Genomic DNA, 18,079 nt, shown 5'->3' on the forward strand with positions numbered 1-18,079 from the left:
TTATGCGCCGTTGTCCAGCAGGTACATTCGGCGTCCATGGAGAAGATCATCTTCGTGCTACGCGCTGAGGCGGCCGACGAAGACTGGTGCGCGCGGTTGCGCGGGCCCGTCGCCGGTGAGCTGTTGGACCTGGGGGTACCCGGGCTGGCGGTGAACGTCAAGGACGCCGCGGTGCGCGATTCGATGATGACACTGTCGGTGCTCGACCCGCCCGCCGACGCCGTGGTGAGTATCTGGGCGCAACAGTCCTACGGCCCTCAGGTCTCGTCGGTGCTGGCGATCCTGGAGAAGAACGCCGCCGACGTATTCGCCTACCTGGTCACCGAATCGACGCCGCTGCCGCCGCCGACGTGCGAACCTGGCTCGCGGACAACGGGATTGGCCAATATTGCGCTGCTGCGACGGCCCGCCGAACTGGACGAGTCCACCTGGCGGCACCGCTGGCACATCGACCACACGCCGGTGGCCATCGATACCCAGGCCACGTTCGGTTACGTACAGAACGCGGTGGTGCGAGCACTGAGTCCCGGTGCACCCGAACTGGCCGCCATTGTCGAGGAACTGTTCCCCGACGCCGCCGTCTCCGACATCAGGGCATTCTTCGGTGCCGACGACGATGACGAGCTGGGCCGGCGGATCACCCGGATGGTCGCCAGTACATCGGCATTCGGCGCCAACGAGAACGTCGACACCATTCCCACCAGCCGCTACGTGTGGCGCGACCCGTTTGTACCCGCATGACGACCGTGCGGTCCTGATCACACCGACTCGCGTCCACTCCAACTAGACCCTCTAGTCTCAGAAGCGTGACACTGCAGATTGCCGATGACAACCGGGTACGCACACTCACCCTGAACCGTCCGGACGCTCTCAACGCATTCAACGAGGCTCTGTACGACGCCACCACCGTCGCCCTGCGTGATGCTGCCGACGATCCGGAGGTGGCCGTCGTCCTGATCACCGGCACCGGTCGCGCGTTCAGTGCGGGCACCGACCTGGCGGAGATGCAAGCCAGGATCACCGACCCGGGCTTCACCCCCGGCGAGCACGGCTTCATGGGCCTGATCGATGCCCTGACCGCGTTCCCCAAGCCGCTGATCTGCGCGGTCAACGGCCTGGGCCTGGGCATCGGCACCACCATTCTGGGCTTCGCCGACATCGCCTTCATGGCCACGACGGCCAAGCTCAAGTGTCCGTTCACCAGCCTCGGGGTGGCGCCGGAGGCGGCGTCGTCCTATTTGTTGCCGCAGCTCATCGGCAGGCAGAACGCGGCCTGGCTGCTGATGTCCTCGGAGTGGGTGGGTGCAGAAGAGGCGCTGCGCATGGGCCTGGTGTGGAAGGTATGCCAGCCGCAGGATCTACTGGGCGAGGCGCGCAGGCACGCCGAGACGCTGGCGTCGCGGCCGATCGCCAGCCTGCAAGCCGTCAAGGCAACCATGGTGGCGCCGATGCGGGCCGAGATCGAGGCGGCCAGGGCGCGGGAGAACCAGTGTTTTGTGGAACTGATGGGGGCCGCGGCCAACGTCGAGGCGTTGGCGGACTTCAATCGGCCGAAGAGCTAGGAAGCGACGGCAGTTTGCCCGGCCAGCGTTGCGGCGATGATTGCGCGCACCGTCATCTTGCAGCGGCCGCAGTCCGATCCGGCCCCGCAGGCCGCGGCGACCTGCTTCGAGGTGCACGCCCCCTTGCTGACCGCATCGGCCACGCAGTGGCTGGTGGCGCCGGTGCACAGGCAGACGTACATCAGGCTCCCGGAGACAGTTCGATCCGCATGATTAGCGCAGTCTAACCTAACTTGCAGGGAAATGTTAGGGCGGCCTCAGTTAGGTGTGCCTATGATAAAACCGCAGGTAGATGACGTTTTTCTCGGTGATTCGGGTGTGCTTTGACTGATGTTCTGGGCTAGATTCAATAGAGCGGCGGGATGGCGCACAGCCCAGCGCCCCGCACGCGGCGTTACCGACACAGCCCACTTTTCTGTGCCCTGAGGAGCCCTCATGTTGCAAGGCGATCCGGACGTGCTGAAGTTGCTCAACGAGCAGCTGACCAGCGAACTGACTGCGATCAACCAATACTTCCTGCACTCCAAGATGCAGGACAGCTGGGGCTTCACCGAGGTGGCCGCGCACACTCGCAAGGAATCCTTCGAGGAGATGCAGCACGCGGAGATGATCACCGACCGCATCCTGCTGCTGAACGGCCTGCCGAACTATCAGCGGTTGTTCTCGCTGCGCGTCGGCCAGACTCTGCGCGAGCAGTTCGAGTCCGACCTTGCCGTGGAGTACGAAGTGGCCGAGCGGCTGCGACCCGGCATCATCATGTGCCGCGAGAAGCAGGACAGCACCAGCGCCAAGCTGCTCGAGACCATCATGGCCGACGAGGAAGAGCACATCGACTACCTCGAGACTCAGCTGGAGCTGATGGACAAGCTGGGCGAGCAGCTCTATCTCGCGCAATGTGTCGCGCGGCCACCGCAGTAATCGGTCGGCCCCGACGGGGCGCGTAATCTCGTCGGCGTGACACTCGTCGCTGGAATCGACTCCTCAACGCAGTCGAGCAAGGTCCTGATCTGTGACGCCGACACCGGCGCCATCGTCCGTTCGGCCTCGGCGCCGCATCCCGCTGGAACCGAGGTGGATCCGGCGGCGTGGTGGGACGCGCTGCAAACCGCCATTGACGGAGCGGGCGGCCTCGACGATGTCGAGGCCATCTCCGTGGGTGGCCAGCAACACGGCATGGTCTGCCTGGACTCCTCTGGTGACGTGGTGCGAAAAGCGCTGCTGTGGAATGACACCCGATCCGCTCAGGCGGCCGTCGACCTGATCGCCGAACTGGGCGGCGCCGCGAAGTGGGCGCAGGAGACCGGGCTGGTACCGGTGGCGTCGTTCACCGCCACAAAACTGCGCTGGCTGGCTGACAATGAGCCGGACAACGCCGACCGCACCGCGGCGGTATGCCTGCCGCACGACTGGCTCACCTGGAAGCTCTCCGGGTCCAGCGACATCGGGGACCTGATCACCGACCGCAGCGATGCCAGCGGCACCGGCTACTTCTCCGCCGCCGACGACACCTACAAAGAAGACCTGCTGCTGCTGGCCACCCGCGGTCGGTTGCCGCAGCTGCCGCGGGTGCTGGGCCCGTCTGAGACGGCGTTGAGCTACCGGGGTGCTCCACTGGGCCCCGGTGCGGGAGACAACGCTGCCGCCGCGTTGGGTCTGGGTGCCGCATCCGGTGACTGCGTGATGTCGTTGGGCACCTCGGGGGTCATCAGCGCGGTCGGTGAGACCGCCTCGCATGATCCCGACGGCATCGTGGCCGGGTTCGCCGACGCCACCGGCAGGCAGTTGCCGCTGGTGTGCACTCTCAACGGCGCACCGGTGCTGGCGGCGGTGGCCAAGATGCTGGGTGTTGACCTCGACCGGTTCTCGGAGCTGGCACTGTCGGCGCCCGCAGGATCCGAAGGTCTGGTGTGGATCCCGTACTTCGACGGGGAACGCTCACCCAACCTGCCCGACGCCCGCGGTGCGCTTCAGGGCGTCAGCACCACCAACCTGTCGCCTGCGAACGTCGCGCGTGCCGCGGTGGAGGGGCTGCTGGCGTCCATGGCGTACTGCCTGGACAAGATCGCCGAGCAGGGCGTGGCGGTGGAGCGGGTGCTGATGGTCGGGGGTGCCGCCCGTTCGGCTGCCGTCCGTCAGATCGCGCCCGCCGTGCTGGGTCGTGCCGTGGAGGTGCCCACCCCGGGTGAGTACGTCGCACTCGGCGCTGCCAAGCAGGCCGCCTGGGTGCTGGCAGGCGGTGACACCCCGCCGGCGTGGCAGCTGGAGGGTTCGCAGACATTCACCGGGGAACCCACGCCGCATGTTCTCGAGCAATACACCGCCGCCAGCGGCCTGACGCTCGGCCAGCGCAAAATTATGCTAGTTTAACTAACCATTGTGTCGAACTCACCCGACGAGTCGGCCGGCTCCACTCTGATCAGCCTTCGGCGCCGCAACTTCATCTTCGTTGCGGTGCTGCTCGGAATGTTGCTTGCCGCGCTGGACCAGACCATCGTCGCCACCGCGCTGCCGACGGTGGTCGCCGATCTCGGCGGCGCCGGGCACCAGGCGTGGGTGGTCACCAGCTATCTGTTGGCCTCGACCATCGCCACTGCCATCGTCGGCAAGCTCGGGGACCTGTTCGGCCGCAAACAGGTGTTCTGCGTGTCGGTGGTGTTCTTCCTGCTGGGTTCGGTGCTGTGCGGGTTGGCCAATTCCATGACCACGCTCGTGGCGGCTCGCGCGCTGCAGGGCATCGGGGGTGGCGCCATCATGGTCACCGCCATGGCCGTCATCGGCGAAGTCATCCCGCTGCGGGAACGTGGCCGCTACCAAGGGGCACTCGGTGCGGTGTTCGGTGTCACCACTGTCATCGGACCGCTGCTCGGTGGGTTCTTCACGGATCACCTGAGCTGGCGCTGGGCCTTCTGGGTCAACGTTCCCGTCGGTGTCGTCGTCCTGCTGGTCGGAGCCGCCGCCATCCCCGCACTGGCACGGACCGGCCGGCCGGTCATCGATTACGCGGGAATCCTGTTCGTCGGCCTCGGTGCCTCCGGTCTGACGCTGGCCACCAGCTGGGGCGGCGGCGAGTACGCCTGGACGTCGCCGGTGATCATCGCGTTGTTCGCCGGATCCGCGGTGGCTCTGGGAGTTTTTGTCTGGGTGGAGACCAGGGCCGCAGAGCCCATCCTGCCGATGCGGTTGTTCGGCAGCCCTGTGTTCACCGTCTGCTGCATCCTCGCCTTCATCGTGGGTTTCGCGATGCTGGGCGCGATGACGTTCCTGCCGACCTTCATGCAGTTCGTCGACGGGGTGTCGGCCACCGAATCCGGACTGCGGACACTGCCCATGGTGGCCGGGTTGCTGCTCACGTCCATCAGCAGCGGCCAGACCGTCAGCCGCACCGGCCGCTACAAGATCTTCCCCGTGGCAGGCACCGCCACCATGAGCGTCGGCTTCTTCCTGCTGTCGCGGATGGACGCCACCACCTCGATCTGGTTGCAATCGCTGTACCTGTTCATCCTGGGTGCGGGCATCGGACTGTGCATGCAGGTGCTGGTGCTGACGGTGCAGAACACCGCGCGCTTCGAAGACCTCGGAGTCTCGACTTCGGGCGTGACGTTCTTTCGCACCATCGGCAGCTCGTTCGGGGCGGCCATCTTCGGGTCGCTGTTCGCCAACTTCCTGGCGAGCCGGCTCGCTCCTGCGCTGGCGGCCGGCGGAGCACCCCCGGCTGCCGCCGACTCGCCGAAAGCGCTGCACGAACTGGCCCCGGAGGTGGCTGCGCCGATTGTCGATGCCTACGCCGACTCACTCGGACTGGTGTTCCTGTGCGCGGTACCGGTGGCGGTGATCGGGTTCGTGGTGTCGCTGTTCCTCAAAGAGGTGCCGCTGCGCGACATCGATGCCGTTTCCGCGTCGGATCTCGGCGAGGGCTTCGGCATGCCCGGCGCGGACTCGCCGGAGAAGATCCTCGAGACGGCCGTGGGTCGGATGTTCCGTGCCTCGCCGGAGATCCGGCTGCGTCACATCGCCGGACGCTACGGCTGCGACATGGACGTGGCCGGGCTGTGGGCGCTGGTCCAGATCTACCGGCAGAACCAGGTGTTCGGAACCGCGCGTCTCACCGAGATCGGCGAACGGTTGCGGATGCCGTTCGAAGTGCTGGAGCCGACGTTCGACAACCTGGTGGCCGATGGTTATGCGCTGCGCACCGGCGATCAGTTGTGGCTCACCCAGGCCGGGGTGCGACAGGTGGACGTGGCGTCGGCGGCGATCGTCGGCAGAATCCTGGAGAAGTTGGCCGACGATCCTCAGTTCGAGGGCCGACCCGACCGGGTGGAGGTCGAGGCCGCGCTGGAGCGCATTGCGCATCGGATGCTGCTGCAGCCCGACTGGAACGAAAAATTAGAACGCGTTACCGTTCCGGGTTCGCCGGCGTAGCATCCCGGGAATGAGCCGTATCGGAGAGTTCCCTGACGACGATGTTGCGGGCTGGATTCTGAAGTCCCCGGAGATCGGCACCGCAATGGCCGGCTTCACCCACGCCGTGTACAACAACAACCGGCTGCCGTTGCGGGTGCGTGAACTCGCGCGCATCGTCATCGCCCACGACAACGAATGTGCGGTATGCATCAACACCCGTGACGCCGACGGGCCGGCGGCCGGTGTGGACGAGGATCTCTACGACCATGCCGAGCAGTGGCGCACCTGGGAGGGGTACTCCGAACAGGAGCGGATCGCGGCGGAGTTCGCACACCGATTCGGAACCGAACACGCCAAATTGCGTGATGACGAAGACTTTTGGGATCGGGCGCGGTCTCACTTCTCCGACGAGTTGATGACCGATCTGGCGCTGTCGTGTGCCATGTGGGTGGGCATGGGCCGGATGCTGCGCACCCTCGACATCGGGCAGACCTGCAAGCTGACCATCCCCAGCCGCACCTAACCGGCATGATGGCTGTATGACAGCCACGCCCGCCCCGGCAGCATCACTTGCCCAACTCGAAGCCAACGGTGTCGTCACTGTGGTCGGCACCGTCGTCAACCCCGCAGGTTTGACCCACGCCAAGACCGTCCCGATCATGCGGGTCAACGCCTTCGCCGACCCCGGCCTTGGCGCCAGCCCGGTCTGGCACGGTTTCGCCATCGACCAGGCGGGTATCGCGTTCACCGACGATATCGGCGTGGTGGGCGACGAGCGCATCCGCATCGACCTGACCGCGCTTCGCATCCTGGGTGACGGATTGGCCTGGGCGCCAGGGGATTTCTACACCCAGGACGGGAATCGGGTGCCCGCGTGCAGCCGCGGCGTGCTGACCGGGATCGAGGAACGGCTGGCCGAACGTGGTCTGGCCGCGCAGGTGGGCCACGAACTCGAGTTTGTGCTCGTCGGTCCCGACGGTGCGGCGCTGCCCACACACGCATGGGCGCAGTACGGTCTGGCCGGGGTGCTGGAGTACGAAGGCTTTGTCCGCGATGTCACCGCCGCGGCCACCTCGGCCGGTGTCGGCATCGAACAGTTCCATCCCGAGTATGGCGGCAACCAGTTCGAATTCTCCCTGCGCCCGCGTACGCCGGTGGCTGCCGCCGACCAAGTGGTGCTGGCGCGCATCATCGTCAGCCGGGTGGCGCGCCGCCACGGTCTGCGGGTCAGCTTCTCTCCGGTGCCCTTCGCAGGTGCTGTCGGATCCGGTGCTCACCAACACTTCTCGCTGACCCGTGACGGTGCGCCGCTGTTCTCGGGTGGTTCCGGGCCGCACGGGATGACATCGGAGGGGCAGAGCGCGGTGGCCGGTGTGCTCGCCGGTCTGCCGCAGGCGCAAGGGGTGCTGTCCGGGTCGGTGTTGTCGGGTCTGCGCATGCAGCCCGGACACTGGGCCGGGGCGTTCGCCTGCTGGGGAGCCGAGAACCGCGAGGCCGCAGTGCGTTTCCTGGTCGGCGGGCCCGCCAATCCCTACGGCGCCAACGTCGAGGTGAAGATCGTCGACCCCTCGGCCAACCCGTATTTCGCCTCCGCGGCCATCTTGGGGCTGGCTCTGGATGGGGTGGAACGCAAGGCCGCCTTGCCCACCGAGACCACGGTGGACCCGGCCACCCTCACCGAAGATCAGCGCAACAGCGCGGGCACGGTGCAGCTTTCGGACAACCAGTCGACGATCATCGATGCGCTGGACTCCTCGGCGCTGCTGCGCGGCATCCTCGGCGACGCGGCCGTCGATGTCCTGGTGGCCGTGCGCCGCTACGAGATCGAGCAGTTCGGCGCACTGCCGGCCGAGGCGCTGGCCGACAAGTTCCGGCTGGCCTGGAGTCTCTAGAGTGTCGCTGTTATCCGAACACCTCGCCACGGTGCCGTTGATCGATCATCACGTGCACGGCTGCTGGGTGGCCGCTGGATCCCGTGCCCGCTTCGACAACAGTCTCAACGAGGCGAACACCGAGCCCGTGGCCGCTTTCGATTCCGCCTTCGACAGCCAGCTCGGTTTCGCCGTCCGTAAGCACTGTGCACCTCTGCTCGGTCTTGCTGAACACGTGGATCCACAGCAGTACTGGGCCAAGCGCAGCGAGGTGGGGGAGCGGGAGCTGGCGTCGGTGTTCCTGCCGGCCGCCGGTGTGAGCGACTGGGTGATCGACACCGGCTTCGCCTCCGGAGTCTCGTCAGTCGACGAATTGGCGTCCTCGGCGGGCGGACGTGCACATGAGATCGTCCGGTTGGAACAGGTGGCCGAAGAGGCCGCGGCGGCCAGTGGGTCGTATGCCGCCGCGTTCGCCGACATTCTCGACCGCAGGGCGGCCACGGCCGTGGGTACCAAATCGATCCTGGCGTATCGCGGTGGCTTCGACGGTGACCTGTCCGAGCCGTCTGCGGCCGAGGTCGACGCGGCAGCGCAGCGCTGGCGCGACGCCGGAGGCACTCGGCTGACCGACCGGACGCTGCTGCGCTTCGGGTTGTACCAAGGTCTGCGGTTGGGCAAACCTCTGCAGTTTCACGTCGGTTTCGGCGACCGCGACTGCGATCTGCACCGCACCAACCCGCTGTACCTGCTGGAGTTCCTGCGCAACTCGGGGGATACCCCGGTGACGTTGCTGCATTGTTATCCCTATGAACGCGAAGCGGGATATCTGGCGCAGGCGTTCAACAACGTGTACCTGGACGGCGGTCTGAGCATCAACTACCTGGGCGCACGGTCGGTGGCTTTCATCGCTCGGCTGCTGGAGATGGCACCGTTTCGCAAGATCCTCTACTCCTCGGACGCGTTTGGCCCTGCCGAGCTGCACTACCTGGGAGCGAGACTGTGGCGCGACGGAATGGCCACGGTGCTGGGCGGATTCGTCGACAGCGGGCAATGGTGTGAATCCGATGCGATTCGGGTGGCCGATCTGATCGCCGCGGGCAATGCGCAGCGGATCTACCATCTGGGTGCTCGCTGATGCCTTTCACATCCGTGCCACACGGCGGCTACAGCGTGGGGTAGTTACATGGGGCCATGGCATTCACCAACGCTTCCGACGTCGTACTCATCATCAACGCCGACACCGACATCGCTCACGAAGCCGCCGGGGAGATCCTGGACAGCGGAGCGCGGGTGGTCGTCACCGCGCGCATTCCCGCCGCGCTGACCCGGATGCTGCTGCAGCGCAGCGCCGAGCAAGTGGTCGCGATCGCCGCAGACCTCGGTGACGCGCGCCAGCGGCGCAAGATCTGCGAGCGCGTGCTCACCACGTTCGGGGCACCGACCTGGGTGGTGGACGGACACACCGGCGAAGCCGTTGCGATCGGGTCCGGTGCGGCACTGACGCCCGCCGCCTAGATCGGCGGCCCGGCGCTGATGGCCGGCGGGCGATGCAGGTAATGCCGGAATTTCATGCGCTGACCGTCGCTGTCCGTAGATTCCGCACTGTCAGGGGCCCGCTGAGCACCGGTATCAGGGCGCACAACCGGGTGCGGGTGCTCAGTCCGCGTCCCATCAGTGCCGTCACCGCCACCGCTAGGTACAGCCCGCCGTGCAGCGGGCCGAGGATGCTCGAGACCGTGGGATGGTGCACCGTGACCAGGTTGATCAGAAGCACTGCCACACTGAGCAATTCGAGCCAGGAGAGCATCTGAAGCGTCTTGGTCATGCGTAGGCCGATCCCGGCCGGACGATCATCAACACCACGACCACGGCCCAGAGCAGGTTGAACACGCCGGTGAGCATGCCGATGTGTTTCAGCGTGGCCCTGTCCGGCGACGTGAGCGCTGCACGCTGGCGGGGTGCGATCTGCAGCGCGAGGAGCCCGCCGGCCACGGCCGTCAGCCCCATGGCGATCAGCACCCAGATCTCGGTCGCCCGGCCCTGCACAATGGCGAGCACGATTCCAACCGCGGGGACCACCAGGGCCAGGATCCCGTACACCCGGGTGATCCGGTGCAGCACGGCCGCGACAACCGGTCCTTCGGCGGCGTACCGGGGGAACAGGCTGGCGGCGACGGCCACCGGCCCGACAAAGAGGATGCCGGCCACCACGTGGATCGACAGCAGAGCAGATTCCATAACCTTCAGTCTATCTGAAGGATGTGGAGTCTCTCGATACGAATTGCGCCATCTGTGCCCGCATCGTCTCCGTCAGCTCGGGATGCTGCTCGGTGAGAAGCCCGTCGAGCCGACGGACCTCCTCGGCAGCGGCGGCCAGCAGATGCTCACCTTTGCCGGTGACGCGCAGCGTCGATGCCGACCCGGCATGTGCGGTACCGTCGTCCACCCAACCGGCCGCCACGAAGGACGTCACCGCTGCATGAGCGCTCTGCACGGTGATGCGTGACCGTCGGGCGAGTTCACTGAACGAGATGTCGGGTGAACCTCGGATGTGGCCCAGCAATCCGTACTTGCGTGTGGTCAGGCCCAGCGGCTTCAGCGCGGCGGCCAGCTCGGCCTCCCAGATTCGGCTCACCGTCAGCAACATGATGGTGGGGCTGAACGGCGGCGGCTCGGACATGCGGGCAGGCTACCTGCTTGCCTCACACCTCGCCGGTGGCGTCGTACATCCAGGACATGTCGGCCGTCGCGAAATCGGCCAGCCAGGTCGGGGGAGCGTGGTCGGTCAGCGCGCTCATGTTCCAGTAGTCCTTCCACACCGTGATGACCTCGCCGACCACCCGGTGCACCGTGACAAAGCGCAGAGTCGCGGATTCGCCTGAAGCCCAATCCCATTGTTCCGAATGCTCGTACATCACGTGCTCACCGTCGGCCACCAGCAGCCCGTCGAAGTTCTGGTAGCCCGCCAACGGCGCCAGCCCGATCTTGAGGCGCTTGACGATGTCCTCGGGACCCTTGGCCGCAGCCACCGGACCCACCGGCACGTCGAGGTAGATGCAGTCGTCGGATAGGAAGGTCTGCACCGCATCCCAGTCGCGCGCCGACAGGGCCCGCCACATCCCGAGCACCGTATCGGTGGGGCTGCGGGTGGTCTGCTCAACCGACATCGGCGAGCTCCGGCTGCAATGCCGGCACCGGAACGCCGGCCCTCAGGAAGCTGCCCGTACGGGTGACACCCACCAGGTCGGTGGCTTGGCCGTGGCGGAAAACCGTTGCCCCGCCCACCAATACGGCCGCCACCGTGGCGTCGTTGCGATTCACCATCCGCGACAACCCGCCGTACTGGGCCACCTTCTCCTCGGCGTAGTCATCGAGTGAGGCGTCCAACTTCTCCGGATCGATGACCACCAGGTCGGCACGATCGCCGAGACGCAGGTGTCCGGCGTCGATGCGGTACCAGTCGGCCAGCTCACCGGTGAGCCGGTGCACTGCTGCCTCTATGGTCATGAACTCCCGGCCCGCCCGTTCGGCGTCGCGGACGTGGCGCAGCAGACGCAGGCCCATGTTGTAGAAAGCCATGTTCCTCAGGTGTGCGCCGGCATCCGAGAATCCCATCTGCACACCGGGTTCGGCGGCCAGCTTCTTGAGTACCTCGGGGCGGTGATTGGAGATGGTGGTGCGCCAGCGCAGCGCTCGCCCGTGCTCGAGCACCAGGTCCAGGAACGCGTCCACCGGATGCAAACCGCCACGGTCGGTGCCCACCTGGCCGAAGGACTTCCCGATCACCGCAGGGTCCGGGCAGTCGACGATCTGGGCGTCGAAGAAGTCCCGGTGCCACACCCGGATGCCGAGCTTGCTCTCGTACTCCTTGCGGAACCGCCGGCGGTAAGTCTCGTCACGCATCAGCTCGTTGCGCTCGACCTCGTCGCGCAGATGCAGCGCCGCCGCACCTGCGCCGAACTCCTCGAAGATCACCAGGTCTATGCCATCGGCATACACCTCGAAGGGCACCGGCAGGTGCTGCCAGCGGAAGTCGCCGCCGAAGCGGTTCACCACCGCTGCCAGCGGACCCATGATCTTGACGGCATAGGGGTTGGCCTTCACATCGGCAGCTGAGAGCAAGCTGGTCTTGAGCTTCTTGCGGAACAGTCCCAGTGACTGGAACACCTGCGATCCGACGTTGACCGGATTCTCGATATCGGGGCCGGACTGCAGAACTCGGCCGCTGCGCCGTAGCAGTGACTTGAGCCGCCGCAGCTCGCGAGGCTTGGCGTAGGTGGACGGCAGAGTGCGTGAGCGACAGGTCTCGCCGTCGAGCTTGTCGAAAAGCAACTGCTGGGAGGACATTCCGACCATGCCGGCATCGATGGCCTCGGTCAGCATGGCCTCCATCCTGGCTTGCTCGGCGCGGGTGGGCCGCTCATCGGCGCGGGTGGCGCGCTCGAGGCCCATGGTTGCGGTGCGCATGTCGGAATGGCCGATGAAGGCACAGACATTGGGACCCAGCGGCCTTGCCTCGAGGGCGGCGATGTACTGCGTACAGGAGTTCCACGTCTTGTGTTGATTTACGGCCCCGATCACGTGTTCGCGTGGGATGGCCTCGACGCGGCCGAACAGGTCACCGGCGTCGGTGCCGTCGACGTACACCGTCGACAACGAGCACGATCCCAACATGACGGTGGTGACACCGTGGCGCAGCGACTCCGCCAGCGCGGGCCCACCGAGCACCTCGACGTCGTAGTGCGTGTGGATGTCGATGAGACCGGGCAGCACCCACTGGCCTGCGGCGTCGATCACCTGAGGACAGGCGGTGGCATCCAGGGGTTCGGCGCTGACGGCCGCGACGTGGCCATCGCGGATGCCTATGTCGCGGACCGCGGAAGGGGATCCGGAGCCGTCGAACCAGCGGCCACCGCGGATGATCGTGTCGTAGGTCACAGCACCAATAGAACCTGTTCCAGAAATCCGTGTCAACGAATTGGTGGACACATTCTCGATTATGTTCACTACACTCCGCCGAGCAAAACTGCCGATGCCGTCATCGCCGAGGTGTCCGTGCCGATAACCGGTTTGTGGGCCTACTTTGGACCCCATGACGTCGCTGAAGCGCTACATCGCCGAAGAGATCGCCACCGACCACCTCGACGGCCTGATGCCGCGCCGCGAAGCGGTACGCCGCCTGGGCCTGCTCGGGATGTCGGCCGCCGCAGCCTCGGCTCTGATCGCTGCCTGCAGCGACGAGCGCGCCTACGAAGCGGGCGAGGAGGCCAACCGAACCCAGCCGCCCGCACCGTCGACCACCACCACCACCACCGCCGAACCGCCGCCCGGCATGGCGAATGCCGTCGAGACCACCCCCATCACCTGGGCCGGCCCCGCCGGTGAACTGCAGGGTGCTTGGGCCCAGCCTGACGTGCCCGAGGGCGCGGTACTGGTGATCCACGAGAACAAGGGCCTCAACGACTGGACGCGCTCGGTGGTGGGCCGCCTCGCGGGGGCCGGTTACTCGGCGCTGGCTGTCGACTTGCTGTCCGCCCAGGGCGGTACGGCCACGTTCAGCGACCCCGCCGCCGCCACCGCTGCTCTGGGCGATATCGCCCCGGACGTGATGATCGCCGATCTCCGTTCCGGGCTCACCGAACTGGCCCGACGTGCCCCCGGACAAAAGCTGGCGGCCGTCGGTTTCTGCATGGGCGGCGGACTGGTGTGGCGGCTGCTGGCTGCCGGCGCGCCGGAACTGGCCGCTGCCGTCCCGTTCTACGGGCCGACGCCGGACAACCCGGACTTCGCCGGGTCGGCGAACGTCGCGGTGCTGGCGTTCTACGGAGCACTCGACAGCAGGGTCAACGCCACCGAGCCGGCCGCCAGCGCCGCGTTGGATGCCGCCGGAATGCCGCATGACGTCGTCATCGAACCCGGAGCGGACCACGCCTTCTTCAACGACACCGGGGAGCGTTACAACGCCGAGGCCGCCCTGGACGCATGGACACGGATGCAGGACTGGTTCGAGCAGTACCTGGGACCCGCTTAAACCGGATCCAAGGTCACCGTCACCGTCACCCGCCCCTTCGGGTCACGCACCGCGACCGCGAGGCCGGAGCGGTCGCCCTCGGGCAGATGTATGGTCAACGGTGCTCCCGCGCCGAGGAAGTTTCGCCACCAGTTCTTCTGGTCAGGCATCCCCACCCAGATGGTTACGGTGTCGCCGCGGCGTCGGTAGTTGACGGGAAGGGTGAATCGCTTGCCTGACTTACGCCCGGTGTAGCTGATCTCGGTGAACACCTTCCGCATCGCCGTCCCCACCACCGGGACGTGCGTCAGTGCGGTGACGCCAGAATTGACCACATTGACCACTGAACGAACCGGCCCGCCGAATGCCATCAAAAACCTCCTGTTGCATGATGCGCGAGATGACTTCCACACTGCCCGAAGTGCTCGCCACCCTCGAACTCCACCGAGTCAACCAGACTTCGGCCGCCGCGTCGTTCAGAGGCGCCCAGCTCGACGGGCCCGCGCATCACATCCTGGGCGGCCACATCGGAGCCCAGGCCCTGCTGGCCGCCGCGAAGACCGTGCCGCCCGACCGCGCCGCACGCAGTCTGCACGTCCAGTTCCTGCGCAGCGGCGACGCCCGAAGACTCGTCGACTTCGAGGTCACCACCCTGCACGACGGCGGCAGCTTCTCCACCCGCCGCACCACCGCCCGCCAGGACGGCGCCATTCTGCTGGAGGCCACCGTCTCGTTCAGCAAGGCCGCGGCCGAGGACGCCACCTATCAGCCGGTCATGCCCGCAGTGCCGCAACCGGATTCGCTGAAGCCGTGGCCGCGTCCCGGCGTCTGGTCCAGCCTGGAGTGGTTCGAGCGGCGCACCGTGCCCGACGGACCGGGGGTCCGGCTGTGGTGGCGCCCCGACGGTGAGCCACCGTCGGATCCGTTGCTCACCACAGCGTTGGTGGCCTACCTGTCGGCGGTCACTCCGATGGAGGCTGCGCTGGCAGCGCGATCGGGGGCAGACGTCGCCACCATCTCGCCGATGCTGGACCACTCGCTGTGGTGGCACGGCACGGCGGATCTGGCGGATTGGCTCTACTACGAGCAGGATTCGGCCAGCAGCGCCCACCGCAGGGCGCTGACCACCGGACGGATGTTCCGCCGCGACGGCACTCTGGTGTGTTCGACGGCGCAGGAGCTGTACTTCCCGCCCGCCCGCTGACCCTGTTCACCGGAGATTCACCCACCGGCCGACGGGCCGTTGTTGACCGCACACGCCTGACCGTTGGAATGCAGTCATGCGGGTCGTCCAGGTGGCCAACTTCTACGGGCCCCGATCCGGGGGACTACGGACAGCGGTGGATCGGCTGGGCGCTGAGTACTGCTCGGCCGGCCACGAGGTCTACCTCCTCGTTCCCGGGGCGCAGGCCTCGCGCAGCGAGCTGGCCTCCGGTGTGGTGCGGGTGTCGGTGGCCGCCAGCAAGATTCCCTTCACCGGCGGCTACCGGGCGGTCATGCCCCGTCCCGTCACCGATCTGCTGGAGCAGTTGGCGCCCGACGCCATCGAGGTGTCCGACCGGTTCACCCTGCGCGGCCTGGGTAGGTGGGGGAGTCGTCACGGTGTCACCACGGTGATGATCTCCCATGAACGACTGGACCGGCTCACCGGGCAGGTCCTGCCTGAGCGTATTGCGCGCCGCGCCGCCGACATCGCCAACCGCCGTACCGCCGCTGATTACGACACGGTGTTGTGCACCACGGCGTTCGCCCGCGAGGAATTCGACCGGATCGGCGCCAACAATGTGGTGACCGTGCCACTCGGAGTCGATCTGGAACTCTTCCATCCGCGCCGCTACTGCGCCGACATGCGGGGGCAATGGGCCACCCCCGAGCAATTGCTGCTGGTGCACTGCGGCAGGCTCTCGATCGAGAAGAGAGTGGACAGAAGTATCGATACCGTTGCCGCACTGCTGGATTCGGGAATCGACGCCAGGCTGGTGATAGTCGGCGACGGTCCGCTTCGGCCCCGGCTGCAACGCCAGGCGGCGCGACTTCCGGTGGACTTCACCGGCTTCATCGACCGCAGGGAGACAGTGGCGGCCTTCCTGGCCACCGCAGACATCGCGCTGGCACCCGGCCCGCATGAAACCTTTGGGCTGGCGGCGTTGGAAGCGCTGGCATGTGGAACACCCGCGGTGGTGTCGCGGACATCAGCGCTCACCGAGGTGCTCACCACCGACAGCGGAGCCTGGGCTGACAACGACCCGCAAGCCATCGCCGCGGCCGTGGGGGACATCCTCGGCAGGCCCGTTCAGCAGCGCAGAAACGCCGCACGCAGACAGGCCGAACGGTTTACCTGGCCCGGCTCGGCGCAGGGAATGCTGCTGGCTCTCGGCGGCGGGCGGGTGTGACACCGGTTTGGTGGGCGTAGATCGGGGCACCCCGCCTTATTGACGGGGCCGTGCCTCTTTGCGGCCCACCCGACCGAGCGAAAGAGGAACCGAGATGGATACCACCGTGTGGATCGTCGTCGCCGTCGTCGCGGTGCTGCTGGTGCTGGCAGTGGTGGCTTACGCGGGCCGCAACCGCCGCAACAAACAACTCCACGGCCAAGCCGAACAGATCCGCGAAGAAGTGCACACCGAGACCGTCAAGGTGCAGCGGCGAGAGGCGCTGGCCGAGGAAACCGCCGCCAAAGCCCGTGCGGCACAGGCAGAAGCAGAGGCCAAGGCAGCCGAGGCCAAGCGGTTGGCCGAACGCGCCGACGTTCACCGCGACGCCGTCGTGACCTCGCGCGAGGATCTCGAGGAGCGACGCGCTCACGCCGATTCCATCGACCCCCGCGTCAAACAGAGCGACCCCGCGCCGCACGAGACAAACGCCCGCTGACCGGCGCTCTCCAGCCGGCTGCTTCGTGGCAGCTAGGGCACCGCGGGGGTGTGAGCAGTGCCCAGCTGCACCGGCAACGTCGACCACCCCCGCAGCACCCGGGTGTCGCGGCGGGTTCCCGCCGCCGCGACGGCCACGTCCGGGAACCGGGCGAAGAAAGCCGACAGGCCCACCTCGCCTTCGGCGCGGGCCAGCGCCGCACCCAAGCAGAAGTGTCTGCCTCCGGAAAACGACAGATGCCTACCGGCATTGGGTCGGGTGACGTCGAACCGATGAGGGTCGGCGAACACCTCGGGATCGCGGTTGGCGGCCGCGAGGTAGAGGATCACCATCTCGCCGCGCTGCACCACTGTTCCTGCAACTTCGGTGTCGGTGCGGGCGATGCGCGCGCTGAGCTGCACAGGTGAGTCCACCCGCAGCACCTCCTCGACGGCATTCGCCCAGTGCTGCGGCTGCTGTTGCAGCAACTCCAGCTGGTCGGGGTGGTCGATCAGCAGGCGAATGCCGTTGCCCAGCAGGTTGACCGTGGTCTCGAAACCCGCCGCCAGCACCAGCCCAGCCACCGCCCGCAACTCCTCGTCGGAGAGCACGGCGTCGGCGTCGGAGGCCCGGATGAGATCGCTCAACAGGTTGTCGCCCGGCTGTCGGCGCAGCCGGTCGAGATGCTGGCCCAACCAGGTGTTGAATCCCGCCAGACCGGTTTCCACGCGCTGGTACTGCTGCCACGACAGCCCGATGTCCAGACTGGGCGCAGCCAGCTCACCGAACTGCAGCACCTGGGCGCGGTCGCTTTCGGGTACTCCCAGGATGTCGCTGATGACCGCAACCGGTAACCGGGCGCAGTACCGGTGCACGATGTCGACCGGCTCGGATTCGGCGGCCAGCTCGTCGAGCAGCGCCTCCGCGGTGTGTTGGACTCGCTCTCGCAGCGCACTCACGGCCCGGGTGGTGAACACCGAGGACACGGTTTTGCGGTAGCGGGTGTGCTCGGGCGGCTCCACCGCGAGCAGCGACGGTGGCCGCAGCGGATGCAACAGCCCGGTCCGGGTGCGCTCTTCGAGTCGGCGCAGTGGGCGGGGCAGATTGGCGCCCAACTCGATCACCCGGAAGTCGTCGGAGCGCAAGAGCTGGTGTGCCACAGCATGATCGACGGTCAGGTAGCTGACCCGACAGCGGATCAACGGACCCTGCGGACGCAGTTCGTCGTAGAAGGGTATGGGGTTGGCGCGCACCGCGGGATCGGCGACCAGGCGACCCTGCGGGTCGCCCCGACGGGCAGCCAATCCCGCGATCACCCGCACCACGCCGTGCATCGCCAGCCAGTGCAATCGTTGTCTCACCCGGGACCTCCGCCTCGTCTG

21 protein-coding genes are annotated in these 18,079 nt (G+C 66.9%); 13 read left to right on the forward strand and 8 right to left on the reverse strand.

The features are described 5' to 3' along the window. The first annotated feature begins 36 nt into the window (after positions 1–36). Both BVC93_RS26585 and BVC93_RS26590 read left to right on the forward strand, forming a co-directional pair. Positions 37–741: an EthD domain-containing protein gene (locus tag BVC93_RS26585; RefSeq protein WP_083740039.1), complete on the forward strand. Its 705-nt coding sequence runs from the start codon at positions 37–39 to the stop codon at positions 739–741. Positions 742–806: 65 nt separating this feature from the next. After that, a complete protein-coding gene (locus tag BVC93_RS26590) occupies positions 807–1,562 on the forward strand; it encodes an enoyl-CoA hydratase/isomerase family protein (protein ID WP_083740040.1) in 756 nt (251 codons plus the stop codon). Here the strand turns inward: BVC93_RS26590 and BVC93_RS26595 are convergent. Beyond that, positions 1,559–1,744 (reverse strand): (2Fe-2S)-binding protein, encoded by a 186-nt coding sequence (locus BVC93_RS26595; protein WP_083740041.1) that lies wholly within the window; start codon positions 1,742–1,744, stop codon positions 1,559–1,561. The two genes, BVC93_RS26590 and BVC93_RS26595, sit on opposite strands and share 4 nt — an antisense overlap. Before the next feature lie 256 nt (positions 1,745–2,000). Here BVC93_RS26595 and bfr point away from each other — a divergent pair, with 256 nt between their 5' ends. The 7 genes from bfr to BVC93_RS26630 are packed head-to-tail and all read left to right on the forward strand — an operon-like array spanning position 2,001 to position 9,352. Next, complete coding sequence (bfr, locus tag BVC93_RS26600; RefSeq protein WP_083741369.1) at positions 2,001–2,480, forward strand: bacterioferritin; 480 nt, start codon at positions 2,001–2,003, stop codon at positions 2,478–2,480. 36 nt (positions 2,481–2,516) lie between these two features. Further along, positions 2,517–3,929: a xylulokinase gene (gene xylB / locus BVC93_RS26605; RefSeq protein ID WP_083740042.1), complete on the forward strand. Its 1,413-nt coding sequence runs from the start codon at positions 2,517–2,519 to the stop codon at positions 3,927–3,929. Between the two features lie 9 nt (positions 3,930–3,938). Beyond that, positions 3,939–5,984 carry an MDR family MFS transporter gene (locus BVC93_RS26610; RefSeq protein ID WP_083740043.1) on the forward strand — a complete coding sequence of 682 codons (2,046 nt, stop codon included), beginning with the start codon at positions 3,939–3,941 and terminating at the stop codon, positions 5,982–5,984. A gap of 10 nt (positions 5,985–5,994) precedes the next feature. Next, on the forward strand, positions 5,995–6,489 hold the full coding sequence (locus BVC93_RS26615; RefSeq protein ID WP_083740044.1) for a carboxymuconolactone decarboxylase family protein: 495 nt from the start codon (positions 5,995–5,997) through the stop codon (positions 6,487–6,489). Positions 6,490–6,505: 16 nt separating this feature from the next. Beyond that, entirely contained in the window at positions 6,506–7,858 is a 1,353-nt protein-coding gene (locus tag BVC93_RS26620) for a glutamine synthetase family protein (protein ID WP_083740045.1), read from the forward strand. A gap of 1 nt (position 7,859) precedes the next feature. Continuing rightward, positions 7,860–8,972 carry an amidohydrolase family protein gene (locus BVC93_RS26625; RefSeq protein WP_236950129.1) on the forward strand — a complete coding sequence of 371 codons (1,113 nt, stop codon included), beginning with the start codon at positions 7,860–7,862 and terminating at the stop codon, positions 8,970–8,972. A 56-nt stretch (positions 8,973–9,028) separates the two neighbouring features. Beyond that, positions 9,029–9,352, forward strand: coding sequence for an SDR family NAD(P)-dependent oxidoreductase (locus BVC93_RS26630; RefSeq protein WP_083740047.1), 324 nt, complete (start codon positions 9,029–9,031; stop codon positions 9,350–9,352). A gap of 52 nt (positions 9,353–9,404) precedes the next feature. Here BVC93_RS26630 and BVC93_RS26635 read toward each other — a convergent pair whose 3' ends face one another. Genes BVC93_RS26635 through BVC93_RS26655 form a run of 5 tightly spaced genes read right to left on the reverse strand, consistent with a single transcriptional unit; the run spans position 9,405 to position 12,775 of the window. Next, entirely contained in the window at positions 9,405–9,662 is a 258-nt protein-coding gene (locus BVC93_RS26635; protein WP_083740048.1) for a hypothetical protein, read from the reverse strand. Next, positions 9,659–10,075, reverse strand: coding sequence for a hypothetical protein (locus BVC93_RS26640; RefSeq protein ID WP_083740049.1), 417 nt, complete (start codon positions 10,073–10,075; stop codon positions 9,659–9,661). The genes BVC93_RS26635 and BVC93_RS26640 overlap by 4 nt, the downstream gene beginning before the upstream one ends. 10 nt (positions 10,076–10,085) lie before the next feature. Then, complete coding sequence (locus tag BVC93_RS26645; RefSeq protein ID WP_083740050.1) at positions 10,086–10,517, reverse strand: MarR family winged helix-turn-helix transcriptional regulator; 432 nt, start codon at positions 10,515–10,517, stop codon at positions 10,086–10,088. A gap of 22 nt (positions 10,518–10,539) precedes the next feature. Beyond that, positions 10,540–11,004, reverse strand: coding sequence for a nuclear transport factor 2 family protein (locus BVC93_RS26650; RefSeq protein ID WP_083740051.1), 465 nt, complete (start codon positions 11,002–11,004; stop codon positions 10,540–10,542). Next, positions 10,994–12,775: an N-acyl-D-amino-acid deacylase family protein gene (locus tag BVC93_RS26655; protein ID WP_236950130.1), complete on the reverse strand. Its 1,782-nt coding sequence runs from the start codon at positions 12,773–12,775 to the stop codon at positions 10,994–10,996. The genes BVC93_RS26650 and BVC93_RS26655 overlap by 11 nt, the downstream gene beginning before the upstream one ends. A 154-nt stretch (positions 12,776–12,929) precedes the next feature. Here BVC93_RS26655 and BVC93_RS26660 point away from each other — a divergent pair, with 154 nt between their 5' ends. After that, entirely contained in the window at positions 12,930–13,868 is a 939-nt protein-coding gene (locus tag BVC93_RS26660; protein WP_083740053.1) for a dienelactone hydrolase family protein, read from the forward strand. On the opposite strand, the gene BVC93_RS26665 is transcribed toward BVC93_RS26660, so the two are convergent. Then, entirely contained in the window at positions 13,865–14,218 is a 354-nt protein-coding gene (locus BVC93_RS26665; protein ID WP_083740054.1) for a hypothetical protein, read from the reverse strand. The two genes, BVC93_RS26660 and BVC93_RS26665, sit on opposite strands and share 4 nt — an antisense overlap. Before the next feature lie 29 nt (positions 14,219–14,247). Between BVC93_RS26665 and BVC93_RS26670 the strand changes: the two genes are divergently transcribed. The 3 genes from BVC93_RS26670 to BVC93_RS26680 all read left to right on the forward strand — a co-directional run bounded on the left by BVC93_RS26670 (position 14,248) and on the right by BVC93_RS26680 (position 16,718). After that, on the forward strand, positions 14,248–15,051 hold the full coding sequence (locus BVC93_RS26670) for an acyl-CoA thioesterase (RefSeq protein ID WP_083741370.1): 804 nt from the start codon (positions 14,248–14,250) through the stop codon (positions 15,049–15,051). Between the two features lie 76 nt (positions 15,052–15,127). Further along, the gene (locus BVC93_RS26675) at positions 15,128–16,240 is read left to right on the forward strand and encodes a glycosyltransferase (protein WP_083740055.1); all 1,113 of its coding nucleotides are present in this window, start codon (positions 15,128–15,130) and stop codon (positions 16,238–16,240) included. 94 nt (positions 16,241–16,334) lie between these two features. Next, on the forward strand, positions 16,335–16,718 hold the full coding sequence (locus tag BVC93_RS26680; protein ID WP_083740056.1) for a DUF2382 domain-containing protein: 384 nt from the start codon (positions 16,335–16,337) through the stop codon (positions 16,716–16,718). Between the two features lie 32 nt (positions 16,719–16,750). Here the strand turns inward: BVC93_RS26680 and BVC93_RS26685 are convergent, their stop codons facing one another. Next, a complete protein-coding gene (locus tag BVC93_RS26685; RefSeq protein WP_083740057.1) occupies positions 16,751–18,058 on the reverse strand; it encodes a cytochrome P450 in 1,308 nt (435 codons plus the stop codon). Positions 18,059–18,079 lie beyond the last annotated feature (21 nt).

The organism is Mycobacterium sp. MS1601, assembly GCF_001984215.1.
Classification (GTDB): domain Bacteria; phylum Actinomycetota; class Actinomycetes; order Mycobacteriales; family Mycobacteriaceae; genus Mycobacterium.